The sequence below is a fragment of the Moraxella sp. K127 genome, from assembly GCF_015223095.1.
In the GTDB taxonomy this organism is placed as follows: domain Bacteria; phylum Pseudomonadota; class Gammaproteobacteria; order Pseudomonadales; family Moraxellaceae; genus Moraxella.
In genome coordinates this window covers 1-18,535 of sequence record NZ_JADFBZ010000010.1, presented here as the reverse complement: position 1 = coordinate 18,535, position 18,535 = coordinate 1, and the positions used below count along the sequence as shown (strand labels likewise).

21 protein-coding genes are annotated in these 18,535 nt (G+C 39.0%); all 21 read right to left on the bottom strand.

Annotated features, from left to right (window positions below):
* Positions 1 to 4: 4 nt before the first annotated feature.
* Positions 5 to 445 (bottom strand): hypothetical protein, encoded by a 441-nt coding sequence (locus IM753_RS03520; RefSeq protein ID WP_143821943.1) that lies wholly within the window; start codon positions 443 to 445, stop codon positions 5 to 7.
* A gap of 7 nt (positions 446 to 452) precedes the next feature.
* Positions 453 to 1,094: a hypothetical protein gene (locus IM753_RS03515; protein WP_062498967.1), complete on the bottom strand. Its 642-nt coding sequence runs from the start codon at positions 1,092 to 1,094 to the stop codon at positions 453 to 455.
* Positions 1,095 to 1,355, bottom strand: coding sequence for a hypothetical protein (locus IM753_RS03510; protein WP_065256172.1), 261 nt, complete (start codon positions 1,353 to 1,355; stop codon positions 1,095 to 1,097).
* Between the two features lie 362 nt (positions 1,356 to 1,717).
* On the bottom strand, positions 1,718 to 2,062 hold the full coding sequence (locus tag IM753_RS03505) for a hypothetical protein (protein WP_062498971.1): 345 nt from the start codon (positions 2,060 to 2,062) through the stop codon (positions 1,718 to 1,720).
* Complete coding sequence (locus IM753_RS03500; protein WP_065256171.1) at positions 2,055 to 2,801, bottom strand: hypothetical protein; 747 nt, start codon at positions 2,799 to 2,801, stop codon at positions 2,055 to 2,057. The genes IM753_RS03505 and IM753_RS03500 overlap by 8 nt, the downstream gene beginning before the upstream one ends.
* A complete protein-coding gene (locus IM753_RS13220) occupies positions 2,798 to 3,349 on the bottom strand; it encodes a PAAR domain-containing protein (RefSeq protein ID WP_065256170.1) in 552 nt (183 codons plus the stop codon). The genes IM753_RS03500 and IM753_RS13220 overlap by 4 nt, the downstream gene beginning before the upstream one ends.
* A 61-nt stretch (positions 3,350 to 3,410) precedes the next feature.
* Positions 3,411 to 4,898, bottom strand: a complete 1,488-nt coding sequence (gene tssC / locus IM753_RS03490) for a type VI secretion system contractile sheath large subunit (RefSeq protein WP_065256169.1) — start codon at positions 4,896 to 4,898, stop codon at positions 3,411 to 3,413.
* Between the two features lie 9 nt (positions 4,899 to 4,907).
* Positions 4,908 to 5,429, bottom strand: a complete 522-nt coding sequence (tssB, locus tag IM753_RS03485; RefSeq protein ID WP_065256168.1) for a type VI secretion system contractile sheath small subunit — start codon at positions 5,427 to 5,429, stop codon at positions 4,908 to 4,910.
* A 28-nt stretch (positions 5,430 to 5,457) separates the two neighbouring features.
* Complete coding sequence (gene tssA, locus IM753_RS03480) at positions 5,458 to 6,489, bottom strand: type VI secretion system protein TssA (protein ID WP_065256167.1); 1,032 nt, start codon at positions 6,487 to 6,489, stop codon at positions 5,458 to 5,460.
* Positions 6,490 to 6,498: 9 nt separating this feature from the next.
* Positions 6,499 to 7,014 carry a TagF domain-containing protein gene (locus tag IM753_RS03475; protein WP_065256166.1) on the bottom strand — a complete coding sequence of 172 codons (516 nt, stop codon included), beginning with the start codon at positions 7,012 to 7,014 and terminating at the stop codon, positions 6,499 to 6,501.
* On the bottom strand, positions 7,008 to 10,508 hold the full coding sequence (gene tssM / locus IM753_RS03470; protein WP_255518631.1) for a type VI secretion system membrane subunit TssM: 3,501 nt from the start codon (positions 10,506 to 10,508) through the stop codon (positions 7,008 to 7,010). The genes IM753_RS03475 and tssM overlap by 7 nt, the downstream gene beginning before the upstream one ends.
* 79 nt (positions 10,509 to 10,587) lie before the next feature.
* On the bottom strand, positions 10,588 to 11,847 hold the full coding sequence (gene tssL / locus IM753_RS03465; RefSeq protein ID WP_065256164.1) for a type VI secretion system protein TssL, long form: 1,260 nt from the start codon (positions 11,845 to 11,847) through the stop codon (positions 10,588 to 10,590).
* Between the two features lie 60 nt (positions 11,848 to 11,907).
* Positions 11,908 to 13,242, bottom strand: a complete 1,335-nt coding sequence (gene tssK, locus IM753_RS03460; protein WP_065256163.1) for a type VI secretion system baseplate subunit TssK — start codon at positions 13,240 to 13,242, stop codon at positions 11,908 to 11,910.
* Between the two features lie 33 nt (positions 13,243 to 13,275).
* Positions 13,276 to 14,019 (bottom strand): type VI secretion system lipoprotein TssJ, encoded by a 744-nt coding sequence (gene tssJ / locus IM753_RS03455; protein ID WP_194108685.1) that lies wholly within the window; start codon positions 14,017 to 14,019, stop codon positions 13,276 to 13,278.
* Positions 14,006 to 14,614: a hypothetical protein gene (locus IM753_RS03450; RefSeq protein WP_062498958.1), complete on the bottom strand. Its 609-nt coding sequence runs from the start codon at positions 14,612 to 14,614 to the stop codon at positions 14,006 to 14,008. The genes tssJ and IM753_RS03450 overlap by 14 nt, the downstream gene beginning before the upstream one ends.
* Positions 14,604 to 15,032, bottom strand: a complete 429-nt coding sequence (locus IM753_RS03445; RefSeq protein ID WP_194108684.1) for a hypothetical protein — start codon at positions 15,030 to 15,032, stop codon at positions 14,604 to 14,606. The genes IM753_RS03450 and IM753_RS03445 overlap by 11 nt, the downstream gene beginning before the upstream one ends.
* A gap of 465 nt (positions 15,033 to 15,497) precedes the next feature.
* Complete coding sequence (locus IM753_RS03440; protein WP_156065131.1) at positions 15,498 to 15,797, bottom strand: hypothetical protein; 300 nt, start codon at positions 15,795 to 15,797, stop codon at positions 15,498 to 15,500.
* A 234-nt stretch (positions 15,798 to 16,031) separates the two neighbouring features.
* Positions 16,032 to 16,739, bottom strand: coding sequence for a hypothetical protein (locus tag IM753_RS03435; RefSeq protein ID WP_194108683.1), 708 nt, complete (start codon positions 16,737 to 16,739; stop codon positions 16,032 to 16,034).
* A gap of 19 nt (positions 16,740 to 16,758) precedes the next feature.
* Positions 16,759 to 17,589, bottom strand: a complete 831-nt coding sequence (locus tag IM753_RS03430; RefSeq protein ID WP_194108682.1) for a hypothetical protein — start codon at positions 17,587 to 17,589, stop codon at positions 16,759 to 16,761.
* 152 nt (positions 17,590 to 17,741) lie between these two features.
* Entirely contained in the window at positions 17,742 to 18,299 is a 558-nt protein-coding gene (locus tag IM753_RS03425; protein ID WP_194108681.1) for a hypothetical protein, read from the bottom strand.
* A gap of 11 nt (positions 18,300 to 18,310) precedes the next feature.
* On the bottom strand, positions 18,311 to 18,535 hold a 225-nt coding region (locus IM753_RS03420), incomplete at its 5' end, for a hypothetical protein (protein ID WP_255518629.1).

Here is an 18,535-nt window from a genome sequence, read left to right as displayed (position 1 = left end):
AAAATCAATCAAGACCATCATCTTTTAAACAGTTTTTTATGTTTTTCCCATAAAAAACTTTTTTGTTATTAATGCAAAAATCAAATCCAGAAAATCCATGACCCCCAAGCTCATATTGATATAACATAAAATGATAAATTTTTTTATCATGAATCATGGAGGGGTAATTTTCAATGGTTAATTTTGATACTTTTTTCCCCAAGCCTTGCGAATAAACGGTTTGGCTATCATAACCAATATCAAGACCACTTGCATAACCTTCCTGAATCTCAAAGACTAAATCGTTTTGCTCAATAATTGCATTTTTTAATGAATTATTTTTGACAAGGTCTTTGTCTTGAGACATGATATGACTTATCCATAACATCAAACCAATCACCATAACAAAAAAACATAACATAAAAACAGCAATTGCCTTTATGAATTTTTCTACCCTTTCCATCATACCAGTCCTAAGCGCCAATTGCTTGCTTTACTTTTTCTTCATAAAGTCGAATCACTGCATCCAAATTTCTAGCCCTGACATTAGTTTCAAAATTTTTTGTTATCATTAAGTCGGGGTTTCTTTTAAATTTCAATGCCCAGTAATCAGCTATGATTTCTGCCTGAGATTCCATGTTGTAATCTGACAACTTGGACTTAATTGTCACAATATTAGAGACCGATTTATTCTGAGAAGTTTGCATTTTAATCACCTTGCTTCCAAATGTTTGGTGAATGTTGTATAAATAAGGGTTAGTGTCATTAAGACGAGCACAAGTATGTATTTTAGCACCTATCAAACGCACCCACATGCCCTTACGGCTTTGCCAGACATGAGCCATCTCATGGATGAATAAGTGCTTCATGCTATCGCTATCAAGAGCATAATTTTCTCTATATACCTTTTTTGCTGGATATAAATTGCCATTGGGTGTTACGATGGTTTCTTCTTGTTGATTAGGTAGGTAATCAACCTTAAATACTTTAACTGCTTGATACTTAATGGTTTCACCAAATATTAATCTTGCCAAGGCTATTTCTTCTGCCGTTAAATCTCTGCTTGGTATGTTAATGATTAGCTTGTCACCACTTTTATTGATTGGTATGCCCATTTAGTTGTCTCCATCTTGCGAGAAAAACAGCTCTAAATCCGTAATTTCTGTTTCTATATCGCTATAGAAAATATCTGTATTACCTTCATCATCAAGCTCTCCTTCGTATGTTATACCATCTATCTTTAATCTATATCTCAAAAATGGGGTAATATCATTATTTATTTCTCCAAAGTCGAACTTAATGCGTTTATCAAAAATTTTTGAACCACTCTTTTCCTTGTGATTCTTGGGCTGAGTGTTATAGCCATCATCAACCACTTCCCTAAAACTCGTCTGCGAATTCACCAGCTTTGGCGATGGAGTGCATTTACATAGACATAGGTCGTCATGCAGGGCTAGCGTTTGCCGTTTACTTTAGTGGAAAGTCTGTCTTGTTTCTAAGTTAAAATTCGCTTTATATTTTATCTGTAATAAAGATAATTTATTTATGCAATCTGATACACAAGACTAAAATAATCCTTCATAAAACTATTAAACAATTTTAACAATTTATTTTTTTACACCTTAATACCAAATACTTTCAAATGGATTTAAATAAATAGTCTTCTTCCAAACATTTCATTATAAGAATTTCAATAATGAATTCTTAATACAATCTAAGAATTTATCATAAAATATAGTCACTTATATATATTATCCACCACTCCTTTGTATACAATAATTTCTCTTTTATCAAAACCAACAACAATATTACTTTCAATGCCGTAATACCAAATGGCAATACTATGTATATTATTTTTATCAAAATCATCACAGCTAACCATAGATAAAACCAGACAATCATTTTTATCATATATTAGATCTGGATGTCCCAATCTATCTATAGCTGTATGCATATTATCACCTAAATTATTTACAATGAGATAAGGTTCAAATATTATATATAGCATCAAAATAAATACAATTAAAAATATCAAAATAATTAATTTATCCGCAATTTTCTCTACTTTGGTTTTTCTAATCACACAATCTCTCCTTGTAATTTTCTAAACCGTACACAGCGGCATCATGACCAGCATTATTTCCAGAAAAATCATTTAAAATATCTTTAAAGTATCCGTCCACTCCAGATTTGCTATGATATGCGGAAAAAACACTACCAATATAAATGTAACCAGTAAGAAAACTCCAAGCTAAAAATCCAGTAAAAGGATCCACTGTTCTTCTATATCTATACTGCACCAAGAAATACTGTAAATCAACCCCGTCTGTCGTATTAGGGTGAATACCCAAACTCCTAATATAGGATTGTTCATCACCTATTTCATTGCTGTAAAAATCCGGAGGGTTATCAAAAGTCCAAATACTTCTATTTTTTATAAATAAATCCAATGCTTCACAAAATGAAACTTTTTTTAATGATGTAGTTGGTGCTATAGGCTTATTATACCCAACAGAAATGATGGTTTTGTTCATAGAAATTTCTCCATACTTTACTTTTACTTCATAAGCATTATCATTATATTTCCCATTCATTGTTGGCATAACAAATATTTTATCTATCAAATCATTACCTATATATATTTCAAACCAAACAATATCAAAATAATCTGCATTATACACCTTACTACAGCCATTATCATCAAATACACCGTTATAAGACTTAGATTTTTTAAAAAACACCAATCTATATTTCAGCATTTTTCTAATTTTTTCGGATTTTGATGTAACTTTAATTCTAACAGTAAAATTTTTTTCACTCACAATATCACCTCTTCAAAAAAATGTATCTCAAAAGTTTCTTCTTTGTCCTTAGTTAACACTTCTGTTAAACCACATTTATCAGTCAATCCTTTTAAGATAGTACCGGTATTAGATACAGCAATATAATAAATACCAAAAATTGGGGAACCACTTACACTATCAATGCACTGAAATTGCAACTGATAATTATCATCTATAATAAAATTATCTTTTTGGATCAATGCCTCATTATTTATTGTGCGATTGCTATTATTCTCAATCACCTCCTTAAAACTCGTCTGCGAATTCACCAGCTTTGGCGGTGGAGTGCATTTGCATAGACATAGGTCGTCATTTAGGGCGGGCATTCGTCCATTTACTTTGGTGGAGAGTCTGCCTTGGTCTGGTGCAATCTTACCCATGGATTGACAAGCAGGACACCAAACATCATCGCCGATATAGCTTTGTTCTTTACCATAGACTTTAAAAGATAGGGTATTGGTGGTTTTTTGGACGACACCGCCTACGGTGGTGGTGTCACCCTCTAGGATGTAGTAACGCACAGTCATGATTTATTTCACTCACACAAAAACAAAATAGCAACCCCAAAGCAGGGTTGCTAGATACTCATCAATCCTTTCTTAGCGAAGGTAGTTTTGACACCAATCGCAAGGACACTGTCAATCCCTCAAGCTGATAGTGCGGACGCAAGAAAAACTTGGAGGTATAAAACCCTGGGTTGTCCGCCACTTCTTCTACGATCACTTCGGCTGCCGCCAGAGGTTTCTTGGCTTTGGTCTCCTGGGATGAGTTGACCGGATCGCCATCCACATAGTTCATAATCCAATCATTGAGCCAACGCTCCATGTCTTCACGTTCACGGAAAGAACCAACTTTATCACGCACGATACATTTTAGGTAGTGAGCAAAACGACAGCAAGCAAACAGATAAGGCAATCTGGCAGAGAGCTTGGCATTGGCTGTGGCGTCTGCATCATGATATTGGGTTGGTTCTTGTAGAGACTGTGCCCCGATAAAGGCGGCCAAATTAGAGTTTTTACGATAAACAAGTGGCATCAATCCGTTGGCAGACAACTCCGCCTCTCTGCGGTCGCTAATGGCAGTCTCGGTTGGGCATTTTAAGTCCACACCACCATCATCAGTCTCAAAGGTGTGAGTTGGTAGGTTTTCCACCGTACCGCCAGATTCAACACCACGGATAGAAGTACACCAACCATACTCGCTAAATGAGCGGTTGATATTGACTGCCATGGCATAAGCGGCATTTGCCCATGCATACCCTTCATGGTCTGATACCTGCTCTTCAAAGTGAAACTCATCAACAGGGTTACTGGCACTACTATAAGGTGCTCTCACCATAAATCTAGGTAATGCCAACCCCAAATACCTAGCATCATCACTGGCTCTCAAGTTTCTCCATGCTGCATATTCTGTGTTTTGGAATATTTTGGTGATGTCTCTTGGGTTTGATAACTCCTCCCAAGAATCCATCTGCATAAGGCTTGGATTAGCACCCGTAATAAACGGGCAGTGAGAAGCAGAGGATATCTTAGCAACCTCCGTCAAGATTTCAATGTCTTGTGGACTGTGGTCAAAATAATAATCCCCCACTAAGCAACCAAAGGGCTCGCCACCAAACTGCCCGTATTCCTCTTCATAGATTTTTTTGAATATTGGGCTTTGATCCCACATCACCCCTTTAAACTTCTTGAGGTTGCGAGCGAGTTCTTTTTTGGTTAAAGGCATAACCTTGATTTTAAGCAGGTGATTGGTCTCGGTGTTATTGACCAAATGATGTAGCCCACGCCAAGCACTCTCCATTTGCTTAAATTCTTCGTGATGGATAATCTCATTGATTTGGTCGGATAGCTTTTTATCAATCTGAGCGATGATTGCTTGGATGGTTTGATAAGTGTCCGATGAGTGCTTGACAGTGTTACCCAGTGCTTGGCGAGCCAATGTTTTTAGCGCACCTTGAACCGCATCTTCTGCTTGCTTGGATTTGGGTTTGAATTCTTTATTGACCAAAGCCTCAAAGTCGTTATCAAAAACGGTCTGAGTCTGGGTATGCGTTTGATGTTCGTGTTGCGTAGTCATGACGCCTCCTTAGGAATTATTATCTTCTGATGTGGCGTTTTTTGGCAAAGTTGCCAAAGATTGAAGTAGCTCATTGTCAGATAGAATCTTATCAATCAAATCTTCTGCCCCCGCCTTACCATCCATATAGGAAAGTAGATTTGACAACTCTGTTCTTGCATCCAAGAGTTGCTTTAATGGGTCAATTTTTTGTGCGATTTGCTCTGGTGAGAAATCCTCCATTTTTTCAAATTCCATTTCAATACCGAGCTGAGTCCCATCCTCTTCTAATCTATTATCTACATTAAAAGCAACTCTAGGCTTGATTGATTTCATTCGGTCGTCAAAATTGTCCGCATCAATCTCCATGAATGCTCTATCGGCAATGCTTGGCAACTCCTGCTTGCTTTTGCCTGCCAAGTCAGCAAACACACCCATCACAAAGGGCAATTCTATCTTTTTTTCGGTGCCATACACCTCCACATCATACTCAATCTGAACACGAGGCGAGCGGTTTTTGGCAATAAATTTCTGAGCGGATTTACTACTCATGTCATCTCCTATGGGTTTGACTTAGGTTTTAATTAAATTCATCATCATTAGACAAGGGTTGCCCCACCAAATTTTCCAATCTATCTAATGATTCTGGACTGATGTCTTTCATTATTTCATAAAAATTAAGATTCATCAATTTTTGAATGCGTCTGATAAATAATGGCGCAGGATGTGAAGGTTCGTGCTTTTCAAAATACACATGAATCTTTTCAAGCAATAATTGCACATCCTCTCTTGAATTCACAGAATAGCTCGCCCAATTCATCACAGGCATGACAGATTCTGCTGTTTTTATGTCAGTCATCTTGGTTGGTGTGACATCTTGTCGCTCCAAACCAGACTCTCCTGATTGGCTTAGTAAATCCAAAATCTTTTGAATCAACTGCTCGGTAGGCTCAAATTTTAGACCACTTATCTCATATTTTTCAAATAATGCCTTGATTGCCGATATGAGCACGCCTGCCTCTTTTAGCTGGCTTATGGGCGAGTGCCCATCATCAGAGGCAACAGACAAATCAATGACTAGCCTTTGAATGCCTCCAGCATATAGTGACTCATCATAGCTCTCCAAGAAAGCCTCTATCTCTTTTACCGTATGAAACTTTCCTGACAACCCATTTTTGACCAAAGGGGCATTTCTTAGGTCTTTTAAGATACCATCAGGAGCGAAGAACAAAGACAGTGCATTTACCCGAAAATCAGGGTCGTAATCACCATCTTCATCAACAAGCTTTGGAAAGACATCCTCCCAATATTTCTCAAGATTGCCCTTAATGATAAACAACCCTTCTTTTAATCCCATAAGCCCATTTAGTACAATACCACTTTGAGTAAAATAACTCATGACAAGCAAATCTTTACTCTTATGCAGTAAAATCTGATGACAAGACTCATAAATAGCACGCCAGTCCTTGATTCCAGCTTCAACCACCAAATCGCCATATTGTTGCTCTGGCTTGTCTTGTAGTAGGCTCATCAAGTTTAAAAAATCGTCATCATACTCGATATTATGCCCTGCTACCTGCTCATCGTGCAATGGTGCCAAAAAGTCATCCATCCAATCCTCCTAAGAACTCATGATTAATTTACGATAAAGTGTACTATTTAACTGTGTGGAACTCAAACGCTCTGGGGTACAGCAGGCACTCTGCCAGACACCTTCGTTTAATGGCACTTCAGTTCTTTGCAAAAAATCTTCATAGCCATCCAACAGCTCACCATTATTCATATCTGCAAGCAACGAAATGTCGAAACTCGCCTGCCTAATGGCATCTTGACAACCATCCCTAATCAACATTAACGACTGCTTTTCATATTCATGAAACAACACAAAGGCGAACTCCCTGTGTCTGCTGTCATGACTCGCCAAAAAAATACCTGAAATCTGAACTGGTAAGTCATGACCGTCTATCATAAAAAAATACACGCTTGGTCTTTTGTGATTTTGCTTTAAAATCATCTCACCAAGCTGACCGTGCCCTTGAATCATCCAGCTGGTGATGGTCTTAGACCATAATGGTGGGTTATTTGATGTTAGGAACTCAGCATGGTGAGGCAATTTACCATAAAATGACACTAACATACAAACCCCTTTAACTCACCAAGCAAAAAAGGATTTGTGCCAGAGATAGACTTAAACTCAATATGCACTTCATGTTTATCCAATTCAAAGGTTGCAATCACCCCTTTGTTATCTTTGGTATTAATAATCCGACTTGCCTTATCCATCAATCTAAACACAGACCAATCACCTTTTACTTCCAAGCCATGGCTTTGATTGTTAAAATCCATGGCTTTTAGAGTCATGCTTTTTTGCGTTGATGGCCAGGAGAGTTTGATGCTTTTTTGAGGTCCATGATAATAGGTGGTCTGCGTACCATCATAACTTACGGACAGCTCTTTAATGTCTTTATCCATCGCCATGATTTTCATCGTAAAATCCAATGCAGGGTTTTTGGAGCCCGCCAAAAATTTTGTATTAATTTTTTGGGCGTTTTGGTAATGTTTATGCCTATCGGAACCTTCAAGTAGCGACAAAAAAGGGGTGCTTAGTCGCTCATTCACCAAAATATTACTCTGCAATGTCTGCATGAACAAACCCTCTGAGCCAAATACTTTAGCAAATTCTTGAAGCGATACCTCTTGAGAGGCTGATTTGTCAAAAGGATACTTTCCAGCGATTAAGCTTTCACAGCCTTGCCTGACATGAGCATCTTGTTGTTCAGCGATGGACAGCACCGTTTTTTTTTGCTCTTCGATGACGGCTTGTGCTTGCTCGTCTTTATAGGTTTGCTGATAGTCTTTGCTCGTTTGGGATATCTGCCCCACAAATTGGTCTAACATGGGTCTAAACGGGTCAGGCAGACGACTGACCTGAGCCTGATAGTTAATGACCGGTTTGTTATCAGGCATCAGTGCATCATTGTTTTGCATACTCATCTGCAATGCCACCAAATACACATACAGGTCATTGATTGATTTGGCAATTTCATCCAACTGAGATGGCATGCCTTCACTGCTTTGGACTAATACATGAAATTGAGAAAAATGAGTTGCCACATCCTGCAGATAGCCTCTCATCTGAGCAGAAGTTTCGTTGGTCTTGGCGGTCTTTTTGGCCTGCATCACAGCTTCCTTGCCCTGCTTGACTTCCTGACCTGTGTTCGCCGTAGCATCATTGGCAACATCAGGTGTCGGCTTGGTAACCTCCTCCACAAGGTTGGTATTATCATAAATACCACGGATGATACCTGCCAAAGAGGAGTTTTTTTCTGATAATTGCTTTGACATGACGATGGTTTGTTGTAAATTTTTTGGTTCTAACATCCTAATGTCTGCAATGTACTGTTGCCAATAGGTGATATAATCATTGGTGTATTTTTGATAAATATCTGACAACACCTGCTCTTTTGAGGCAAAAAAAGCATTGTTTGGCATGACCCAATTTTCTGTATTATAAAAATTATCTAGGCGAGTATTGACATAAGGCAAAAACAGATTCTGATAGCCATATTTTGTGTACAGTACTGGCATGGGAGAATTCAATGTCTTGCCACTTACCCTGCGAAATAAGCTTTGCGTAGCAGAACCGCCCATGGACACAAAAGATACGGACGGCATGCCTTTGGTGTCAAGAGTTTGGGTATATCCTATCAAATCGGCATAGACCACATTACCAATATCCTGCCCTGCCAACATCTCTCGGGCTTTATTTATCATCGCCAAATCTTGGGGGTCGTTTGGCGTGATTTTTTTGTCAATCAAGATTTGCTTTAACTGCTCAAAGTTATCAGCGTTTGACTCAAATGCTTCATTAGGTAAGTTGGATTGCACCCATCCGGCGATAAATTTGCCATCATAATGCTTATTATCATAAAGCATGAGATAGGCTTTTAGATTTTGATATAGTCCCGCCAAAGAGCCTTGGGCGGTGTTATTTTTGAGCTTATCTTTGATGGTGGTGGAGATGAGTTCGTTCAAACTCTCCTCAACAAGCGAACGATATTTTTGTTGTGAGGTGGCATAAATCCTGTCATAATCATTTAGACCAACATCGCCCAAAAAACTTTTTTGGGTTAGCTCTGCTGATATGTCACGATTGGGGATAACCCTAACTTTGTTGGCAAAATCAAGTACTGCCAAGGCATTACCACCATCCACCGAGCTTGACATGGCATGAGCCTCTTGGGTGTTTTTCTCCACCTTATCAAGATACGCTGAGTTCTTGAAGAAAGCCTTGATAAAAATCACCGCACACGCAATGGTTAATGCCGACAATAACAAGCACAACCCCCAATAAACCATTCTTTGCTTCTTGAGCCAAGAAGCATCCGTCCCTGCCAAATTGGACGCCTCCATCAAAACAAAATGGTAAAAATGATTAATAAAATAAGGCTTCGAACCAAACATTAAGCCGTTATTGTCTTGGATGTATTTGGATTGCAGTTGGTATTTGGGATTGGCATGAGCCATTTCCCCCATTTCCTGCTGAGCAGAACTGGTAAAATAAACCCCGCCCAAATGAAGCATGGCATCATATTTTGACAGATTTAGGAGTTTTTTGAGATAGCTTTTTAGGTGTGTGGTAAAGTCAGCAAATTCTGAGGCAAAAGACAATGCTAAATCCGATGGTTCATTCTGCTGATTGTTATATGCCACACTGTTAAATATATTTAACTCAATGGATTCTGCGATGTCGTCTAATTTTTTGGTGATGATATTTATCTTTTCTGCCGAATTATCGGACAAAACATCCAAAGTAATACCAAATACCTTATTTCTATCCTCTTCGGTAAGATAATTAAAATACTGCCCAAAACCAGTGATGAGGTCAATTTTATTAATGACCACATAAAATGGGAAGCTGATGTTAAATGTGTTTTGCACCTCTTGCAATCTAATTCTAAATTCGGACAGCTGGCTTTCTAGATACTGTTCATCATTTTTCATGATGTCGTCCGCCCCAATCATCAACACCAGTCCATTGATGGGCTGTTTGGTACGGCACCGCTTTAATAGATGGAGCAACTCCTGCCAGTCACCACTGTTTTTTGACTGATTGTCCTGCTCAACGAATCTACCTGCTGTATCAATCAGTACCGCATCATCCGTCAAAAACCAGTCACAATCTTGTGTGCCTGCCAACCTAGAAGTATTCTCCACAGTGCCAATGGGGAATTTCAACCCCGAATTTAGAATGGAGGTGGTCTTTCCAACGCCTGAAGCACCCACCAACAAAAACCAAGGTTTTTGATAGATATAACCTTTTTTATCCGTAAATAGTCTTTGTACAAGGTTTTTATTTTGTGTATCATTATGTTTTTGCAAAATCAAATCCACCGAATTGAACTGTTCGGTGATTTTGTTTTTATTGACTGCTTTATCATCAGAGGATAGGTCGCTAGCTTTTAGCTCTTCCATGACGTGTTTGTTAAGCTGTCTTTGTTTATACCATTTATAGGCATTTACCCCGATTACCACCAGCACAATAAGGCAACTTAACAAGACTTTTACCCAAGTTGGCTCCAAAGGCTTCCATGTACCTATCTGAAGATAAGCACCCCCAAACCAAATCATAGAGATTAGAGATACCGCCCCAAATCCACCCCATAGCATCCCAACATTTATCATCGATAAAAAGTTCATTATCACCCCATTATTGTATTGTGTTAATTTGCGTGCCTTCGGTATCTTTTAGCAATGGCGAACCTTCATCCAAATACACAATGATTTCTACTCTGCGATTTTTCGCTCTGTTTAATTCAGAATCATTAGGCAGTACAGGATTTTGGTCGCCTTTACCCTCAGAACGCACTCGAGAAGCATCTTCAATATATCTGAGCAAAATCTGCTTAACTGCATCCGCCCTTCCTTGTGATAGGTGCCAGTTAGAGGGGTAAGCCGAACTACTGATTGGTCTATCGTCAGTATAGCCTGAAACAATAATCTGACCATGGACGATATTTAGGGCTTGGCTCACACTTGCCAATACAGGGAAAAATCTATCTTCTATCTTGTCTGAGCCTGAGGCAAACAGCTCATCACCCAAGATGGTAATCTTGCTTGCTGTTGGTGTCTCACTGACCTCAATAAGCCCGCTTTCAATCTCATTTTTGAGTAGTGGTGTCAGCCTTCTTGGTTGTGTGCTTGCAACGGGCGTTTCTTGCTTGACGGGAATGGTCAGTGCTTGTATGGATTGATTGATGCTGTCTGTTCTGTTTGTAAGCTGATAATCAAAGATTTTATAAAGCCCCAATAACAGCAAACCAAAAGCCAGTGCCATCACCCAAATAGGCACCACCTTATTTCTAATACCGCTTAGCTCGCCTGCTGATGGCCTATCCATGAGCAATGGCGATGAGGGCAATGGCTTGTATTTGGCGATGAGTTTTTCTAGCTCTTTTTTGAGGTTATGAATGCTGACCTGTCCATTATTGAGTACTTGATATTTACCCATATACCCAATAACCAAACAATAGTACATAAACTCAATTAAGTTAAGATTCTTTTGGGGCTCTGCCTTGATTTTATCCAACATGGCAAAAAACTGCTCGCCACCCCACGTCTCACTATGAAACGTGACCAATAGACTGTTTGCCATCCACTCTTGATCCGCCCAACCATGCTTGGCGGCAAATTCATCAAGCAGCGTGCATAAACAATATCTGGCAGCACGAACCGTCTCATAACGCACACCCATGCCCTCAGACTGCTCTTCAAAAGCCTCAATCTGTGCTTTTAGATGTTTTAATACTTCTGCACTCCCTAGATTGCTATAGTAGTACTTCATCTGAGAGGCTATCGCAAACAAGGGGATGGCTGATTTTACCAAAGGATTGCTGTCATCAGCACTGATAGAGGCACTCTGCTGACTGGATAATCCTGTCTCAATTTCTTCAAATCTGACCGCTTGCATGATTTGTCCTGTTTAAATACATTATTATCACAACTTAACTAACTTATCATGTCTGTTTAATCAATAAACAGGTTTGATTGCCCAAAATTCAATTTGCAACTCTGGAAATTCACCCGCCAGATGTAGTGCCATGCCTGATGATTGGTGCAAATCCGCCCACAACTCAGAAGTCTTATCAAGCTCAAAGTAGCTAAACCCTGCATAATATGGGAGCTCTCTGGGTGCTGTTGCCAATGCATTAACCTTGACCCCAGGCAGATGATAAGCCACCAAATCTTTTATTTTTTCAACAGAGCCGATCTTGATGGTCGCTGGCAGCGTCTGTCTTAATGCCTCCGGCTGGATATTGGCATTCACCGCCAATACAAAACGGCAATTATTAAGCAGTGACTTATCGGGTGTAATAGCAACTCGGGTCGTCTCATCAGTCATCTCAAACGGAATGAGAATGGCTTTTTGTTCTAGCACAATCGACAGAGCCTGTTTTAGCAACGCCATGAGTTCAGCATAACATTCTTTGAGATTGTCATGGTGGTAACTCGGCAATGCCAAGTTCATTTTGGTTGGCTCGAACGTGCTTAGGTCACCATAGAGTTTTAACCAACTTTCATATAATTCACAAGGATGTATCACAGGCAATGTGGCGGTATGGTGCATATAAGCCTGATAGCGATTGAGGGTCTGTAAAAACAGGAAGTCTCTAACATCATTACTTGTCATTAGAGATGGGTTGATCAAAACCCCGGTCAAGGATTGAATACGCTGTTTTAATATGCCATGCAACTCTTGATGATGGTTGGCTAGAATCTCATTTTTGTTCACGTTCAAAAATGGCGGAATGAATGTCTTGTCTAGAAAATACTCGCCGTTAGCGTTGCTTGATAAAATCTTGGCAACAGGCAGGTGAATCATGCCATCGCCAAGCTGGCTTGATAACACCAAACGCAAGTTTTTATTGGCAACGACGACCTGTCTTTTGGCAGAATTTAATTCGGTGACATCTGACAGCTCAATACCGTGCAGGATATACTGAGCATTTATACCATCAGCATCATCAATCATGGCATAGTTTTGCTGGTATACAGACTCATTTGACCATGCCAAATACACGGTTTCGGATTCTATGTTTGGCGGAATTTCTATCTTTAATCTTGGACAGCTTTGAGAAGTCTCTTCAAAATACAAGCCATTTTTAAAAAAACCGCTGACCTGTGCCACTTCCAAAATACCCATTTCCTTGGCGGATTCATTAAAATCCAAGTTTTTAAAACCCCAATGATGGTTTTTATTGAGTGCAAAATTATTAATCAGTGTCTCAAAATAACGCTCTTGCTGTTGAAAATGCTGAGGTGAGATTAACGTACCCTCTCCCCAAACAACCTTAAAATCAATCATACGCTCACCTCTTGTAGAAATATCAAAATCACATCAATCCGCCATCAATGCTTTATCCGTAGCAGTTTTACCATCCTCTAAGACATCAACCGCATCCATCTTTGGCTTGGGTGATGAAAAATAACCCTTTGACATGTCAGCAGGTGCGGATTCTTCAAGTGCTTTTTCAAGTTTTTTTAATGCTTTGTCTTGCTCACGCTTGGTGAGTTTTTTAAAATCCTCCATGCTCTTGCCCTGCTCTTTGAGTTTAAAGGCAAGCATTTTGCTTAAAGCTTCTTGTTTGGATAACTGAACCACGCCCTGTGGCTGAACATGCAAGTATAAAAAATGATTGTCCCTGACTTGATACCAGCGTTTATCCTGCTTTTGCAGGGATTGCTTCCAATCATTTGACTCATCACGATAAGCTGTCGCCACTCCTAGGTATTTGGTTTTGTCATTTAGGGGAAGCTTGAATTCTAAAAGCTCATCAGGTCTTAGGGTGACATCAGTCTGTTCAAGCATGCTTCCACCCAAAAGCTCGCCATAGGATTTGTCATCACTCATCATATGTGGCAGTTGTCTAAACTGTATCTCAGAACTTAGCTGTAATAATGTCAGACGAACAGGTGAAGCAACACCCAATATATCCTCGTTGATGTCGGCGTCAGACATCAAAATCACGTCAATCTCGGAGGGTGCTTTGTCATCACTTGACGGCAAAGAAGCACAGCCATACAGAGCCATCATGGGTAGCAAGATAGCCCACAGACCTTTTGTGCGTTTAATAATATTCATCATCATCCTTATCTGGATTATCAGGCTTGGCATGTTGGTCTAAGATGTTTTTGGTGGTTTCTTTGAGTTTTGTTAAAAATAACTGCTCTTGAAGTTCTTTTTTATGCTCATAAGAGAGGCTTGACTGAATGTACTGTGACAAATAAACCGTCATGTCATCAGAGGGCTTATCTACGTCGCCTCGGGTGCGGCTGTCTTTGTACATCTGTCTAAGCTGTGCCACATCATACAAATCCATGTAAATGGTGGCGATTTTTTCATTCAACCAAGAGTCAAACTCAGATGAAGATACCGACTCTGCCATGCTCTGTTTTAGCATGGATGAAGTCGCTTTGTCCTCATGGTACTGTTTGATAAGTTCTTTTTGCTTATGGGTTTTGATAAGCTCAGCAAGCGCTTCATTGACCAGAGTCTCGGTATCGCCTTTTAGAAGACCTGGGATTTGATGGGACTGAGCCACTTGATGGGCAATAAAGTATTCATCATCTAGGTCAGCCACTGCGATGGTCGATGTCGTCAGCAGTCCTAGCAACATCATCTTTGGCAGTAAAACCCAACTGCGTGTAAAGCTTTGGGACATTAACTTATTTTTCATCTGTCTTGTCATTCTCATGGTTGGTCTGGTTCGTCTGACCTTCTGATGTCTCATCATCCACTGCTGTCTTATCGGGTGAATCATCAGGATAAACCAAAGCAGAACGATGCTCCATGCCAAAATTTCTATCCAAAAAAAACTCATGCATTGACTGTTTGAGTTCTAATAATTTTTTTGCCAGCAGTTCATTGTTGTGACTGTCTGTGGTTGGTGGGGTCTGAGCCATTTGTAACTGTGTCAGTGAATGCTCATGCTCCTTTTGCAAAATCAAATACGCCTTGATAATCTCATCCTCAACCTGTCTCTCCTCTGCGGTGAGCTCTCTATCTGCCTCTGCTAAGCTCTCAAAAATGGCTTGGCGAGCATACTGCCTTGCCTTATCTTCTGATGCCCCAGTGTTGGCGTGTGCGGTCGTCATACATAGCACACAACCCAATATTCCTAATATATTTTTGCGTTTAACCATACTTCACCAATCATCAACGTTGCTATGCTCATAATAAATCAAACAAAAGAAGCCACCCGACCACATCAAATAGATGTCTAAATCACCCTATAAAATCATACATCATTTAGAACAAAATAACAACAATTACTATTAAAATTTATACAGCCACACTTGGGTTAAAACGTTCGCCCCAATCCTCCTTTTTTGACTGTACGAGCGTGAGTGTAGGGGGTTTGTATAACCCCTACATGATGGCAACATCATACCACAATTATACACAAGGACGTTTACGACCACGGCTGTCTTTGCAGGTGGGCATGATAGATTCATGGCGTTTCCAGTATTCTAAATCTTTAACAGGAATGGTAGGAACACCATTTTTACAAATAAAGTCATTTAAAGCTAAGGGTAATTGGTGTTTGGTTGTAAAGGCATTTAATTTGCCTCACTACGGATTTCACGACCTTGGCAGTCTTTGGGAAGTTTGGGGGCGTCGCCATCGCAGATAAAGTTACCACCGATTTCACGGGGGAGACCGTGTTTTTCTGGATAGCTATTTCCTTCATGAGCATGTATAAATCCTTTTTGACAATCAAACCTCGCCTCACCTCGAGCATTTTTAAATCTCTTTGATTTACCATTTGCCCCTGCTTCTTGACCATAGCCTCTTAGACCTTTAAATGGGTCGCAGGCGGTTAGGGTAAATGATGATAAAAGGATTAGACTTCTTTCCAAACCCCGATTTTTGTGGATTTTTAAAAACCTCAACCCCAATACTTATAAGGGTTTATTTTTAGTTTGGAAAGAGATTTAATATTTATTCATCATAAATTTTCCACTAATGTCCAAGCAATCTCCATTGCCTCGACTGTACGCCAGTTGGCATCTGTGTAAATAAAGACATCAAGGGTTTTTGTCCATCTCTAAAAAAATAGACGGTTAGGTGTGCAGATGGTAGCAACTCAATCATCAAGTAACCGAAAAACTGGTTAGCCTATTTTCCTGACATTTAGGATTTTTTGGATTAATAGAATAAATACCCATTAATTCAAATAATCTGCCTTGATGCTCCACATTAGCTACAACAATATCTTGTGCCAAAAATTCTTTTTTATCAAGTTTCTCTTGATATATACTTTCTAACTCTGATAGAATCTGCTCAGATTTGAACGGATCATCAATAACAATGCTTAACAAAGTGATAAGCTCTTTCTTTTCTTGTTCGAATAATATAGTTTTATTGTCCGATATTGTATGATTGGCAAAATCATAATCAATATAATTCATTGAAAAATTATTATTTCTACCGCTACCCAATCCAATACTTCCACTTATTGACATCCTTATGAAATTTGTATTTTCTTTGGACTGATAGTATAAATAGCCGAATCCATCGAATGTTACCCTATTGTTATTTATTTCATCATCCTCAAACAGAGTATTAAAATGGTACTTTTCCATTCTTTCTCTCAATAAGTTTCCTGAAATAATACCATCTTTTGCTTTTTCTCTCATCTTATCCGTAAGTGTAATGGGTATAGGCACTTTTACACTAGTAGATATTTCTTTATCCGTACAGATATTTTGATTTGTCACATTTGGAAAATTGTTTATTTCTTTGCAAGAAATAATTATCAAGCTTAGTATTAGTAAAAAAATTTTTGTGCATTTAACCATTTTTCTCTCCTTACGCTAATCACTTATAAGAAATACTACTATCTTTTCTTAAAATTTCCCATTGCCATTTAAATAATGACCACATATACTTCGCAAACTTATTGCTTTCTCCACGTTCGCCTTTTGGCACAGGCACATACGAATAATCCATCAAATTATCTGTATAACCCTGATAAAAAGTGTGGTTACTGTTGGGTGGTGTTTCAAAGGTGTGTGGCAAGCTAAGGCTGTGCCCAATCTCATGAGCAAAGGTAGATAAATCAGTATTGCCTTGATTAAAGAGTACAACTGCATTCCCCCAAATAATTGGGCAATCTGCCACCAAACAAGCCAAAGATTCAAACATTCCACGTTCTCTAGTTGCCGCACTACCTAGTGTGGTATAAGTAATTGAGGTAGCTGGATCTGTATTTTGAACCAAATAATCTGTGAAAATAACAAAAGTGATTTTGCTATTTGGATTTTCAATGCCACCTTTGGGTACATACTTTTGACTAAACTCTTCATAAAGGGCGATAATGTCTTTTTTAAGCTCGCCACCTTTGGATCGGGGAACTGTCTGTCCAATGGGGTATTTGGTAATGAATACTTTTATTTTTCCCAACTTTCTTCTTTCTTCAGAAGTAATGGTGCCTTTGACAACTTTTGCGTTATACTCATTTAGATAATCTACAAGATTAAAGAATGAAATGCCTTTTATTTCTGCTCTAACCAAAGCTTGATTAAAAGAGCGTTTTTTTAAATAATCCTGATAGGCTGGCGGTGTTGGCACTTCTCTAACGCCTGCTCGTGTAGAAAAATGAACAATGCGTATGTCTGCTTTTGGTATGATAGCATTGGGGTAGACCATTAAAAGACCAACCGTCTTTTTAAGGTTGTTTTTGCGAGCAATAACTTTAATGTAAGCAGGTTCTGAATAAACATCGGTTGCTGTTATTGTTATGGCAGTCTTAGTTAAGTGGCGGTAAAAGCTCTTTGATGAGACACCCTGATGACTAGAGCTTAGGTTTTTTTGGTGGGCGACTTCTCAATCAATTTAGCTAAGTTAATTTTTTCTGGACTAATTTTTAAGCCTGCACTGCACTCAAATGTCAACTCTGTACCGTCATCTGTTAAAATCTTGGCTGAATCTTTATCGTCTTGGTCTATCTGTAAATATAATTTTACCCCATCTGTGTTTATTTTAGAAGAAGCGTTATTGTGTTTAGTGTGCTTGGTACTGGGAAAAATAGCTAGCCATGCAGGGATATAAGGCTCTGCATTCAAGGTTTTGATCTCGTTAATGTGGCTAATTTTTTGACCTTTGAAATGTGTATACTCTTTGATTAAATTTTGAATATTACCCTTGTATAAGGCTTTTTTGGCTTTGGCAACCCTAACCCTAATCTCGTCATACACATACTCATCTCTTAACCAATCAAAACCAAAGCTGCCACTATAACCAGCTTTTTCAGGACGTCTAAAATGAACATAAAAATGTCTAAGGGAGGTTATTTTTTGTCTCACTGTGCGGTCGCCAGAATTGGTAGTAGTGCCAGTTGTTGTACTGCGATTTGTCATTTTGCCTCCCATTAGATATGTAAATAAACTTCAATTTGATTAGGTTTATCGGAATAAAAATACTCTGTAAATCCCTCATTATCTGTGACACCAATCAAGGTTTCTCCAGTATCCTTATTGATCGCCTCATATTCGGTATTGGGATAGGGTATGCCATCATCATCAGTAAAGTGAAATCTTAAACTGTAAGGTTGCGGCAACCTCACCATCTCATACCCCACCCCCTCACCTTCCAT

What these genes read in the sequence shown, in the direction of transcription:
- IM753_RS03520 (WP_143821943.1), bottom strand. Translation starts at nt 445, where the DNA reads ATGATGGAAAGGGTAGAAAAATTCATAAAGGCAATTGCTGTTTTTATG.
- IM753_RS03515 (WP_062498967.1), bottom strand. Translation starts at nt 1,094, where the DNA reads ATGGGCATACCAATCAATAAAAGTGGTGACAAGCTAATCATTAACATA.
- IM753_RS13220 (WP_065256170.1), bottom strand. Translation starts at nt 3,349, where the DNA reads ATGACTGTGCGTTACTACATCCTAGAGGGTGACACCACCACCGTAGGC.
- tssC (WP_065256169.1), bottom strand. Translation starts at nt 4,898, where the DNA reads ATGACTACGCAACACGAACATCAAACGCATACCCAGACTCAGACCGTT.
- tssB (WP_065256168.1), bottom strand. Translation starts at nt 5,429, where the DNA reads ATGAGTAGTAAATCCGCTCAGAAATTTATTGCCAAAAACCGCTCGCCT.
- tssA (WP_065256167.1), bottom strand. Translation starts at nt 6,489, where the DNA reads ATGGATGACTTTTTGGCACCATTGCACGATGAGCAGGTAGCAGGGCAT.
- IM753_RS03475 (WP_065256166.1), bottom strand. Translation starts at nt 7,014, where the DNA reads ATGTTAGTGTCATTTTATGGTAAATTGCCTCACCATGCTGAGTTCCTA.
- tssM (WP_255518631.1), bottom strand. Translation starts at nt 10,508, where the DNA reads ATGATTTGGTTTGGGGGTGCTTATCTTCAGATAGGTACATGGAAGCCT.
- tssL (WP_065256164.1), bottom strand. Translation starts at nt 11,847, where the DNA reads ATGCAAGCGGTCAGATTTGAAGAAATTGAGACAGGATTATCCAGTCAG.
- tssK (WP_065256163.1), bottom strand. Translation starts at nt 13,242, where the DNA reads ATGATTGATTTTAAGGTTGTTTGGGGAGAGGGTACGTTAATCTCACCT.
- tssJ (WP_194108685.1), bottom strand. Translation starts at nt 14,019, where the DNA reads ATGAATATTATTAAACGCACAAAAGGTCTGTGGGCTATCTTGCTACCC.
- IM753_RS03450 (WP_062498958.1), bottom strand. Translation starts at nt 14,614, where the DNA reads ATGAAAAATAAGTTAATGTCCCAAAGCTTTACACGCAGTTGGGTTTTA.
- IM753_RS03445 (WP_194108684.1), bottom strand. Translation starts at nt 15,032, where the DNA reads ATGACGACCGCACACGCCAACACTGGGGCATCAGAAGATAAGGCAAGG.
- IM753_RS03435 (WP_194108683.1), bottom strand. Translation starts at nt 16,739, where the DNA reads ATGGTTAAATGCACAAAAATTTTTTTACTAATACTAAGCTTGATAATT.
- IM753_RS03430 (WP_194108682.1), bottom strand. Translation starts at nt 17,589, where the DNA reads ATGGTCTACCCCAATGCTATCATACCAAAAGCAGACATACGCATTGTT.
- IM753_RS03425 (WP_194108681.1), bottom strand. Translation starts at nt 18,299, where the DNA reads ATGACAAATCGCAGTACAACAACTGGCACTACTACCAATTCTGGCGAC.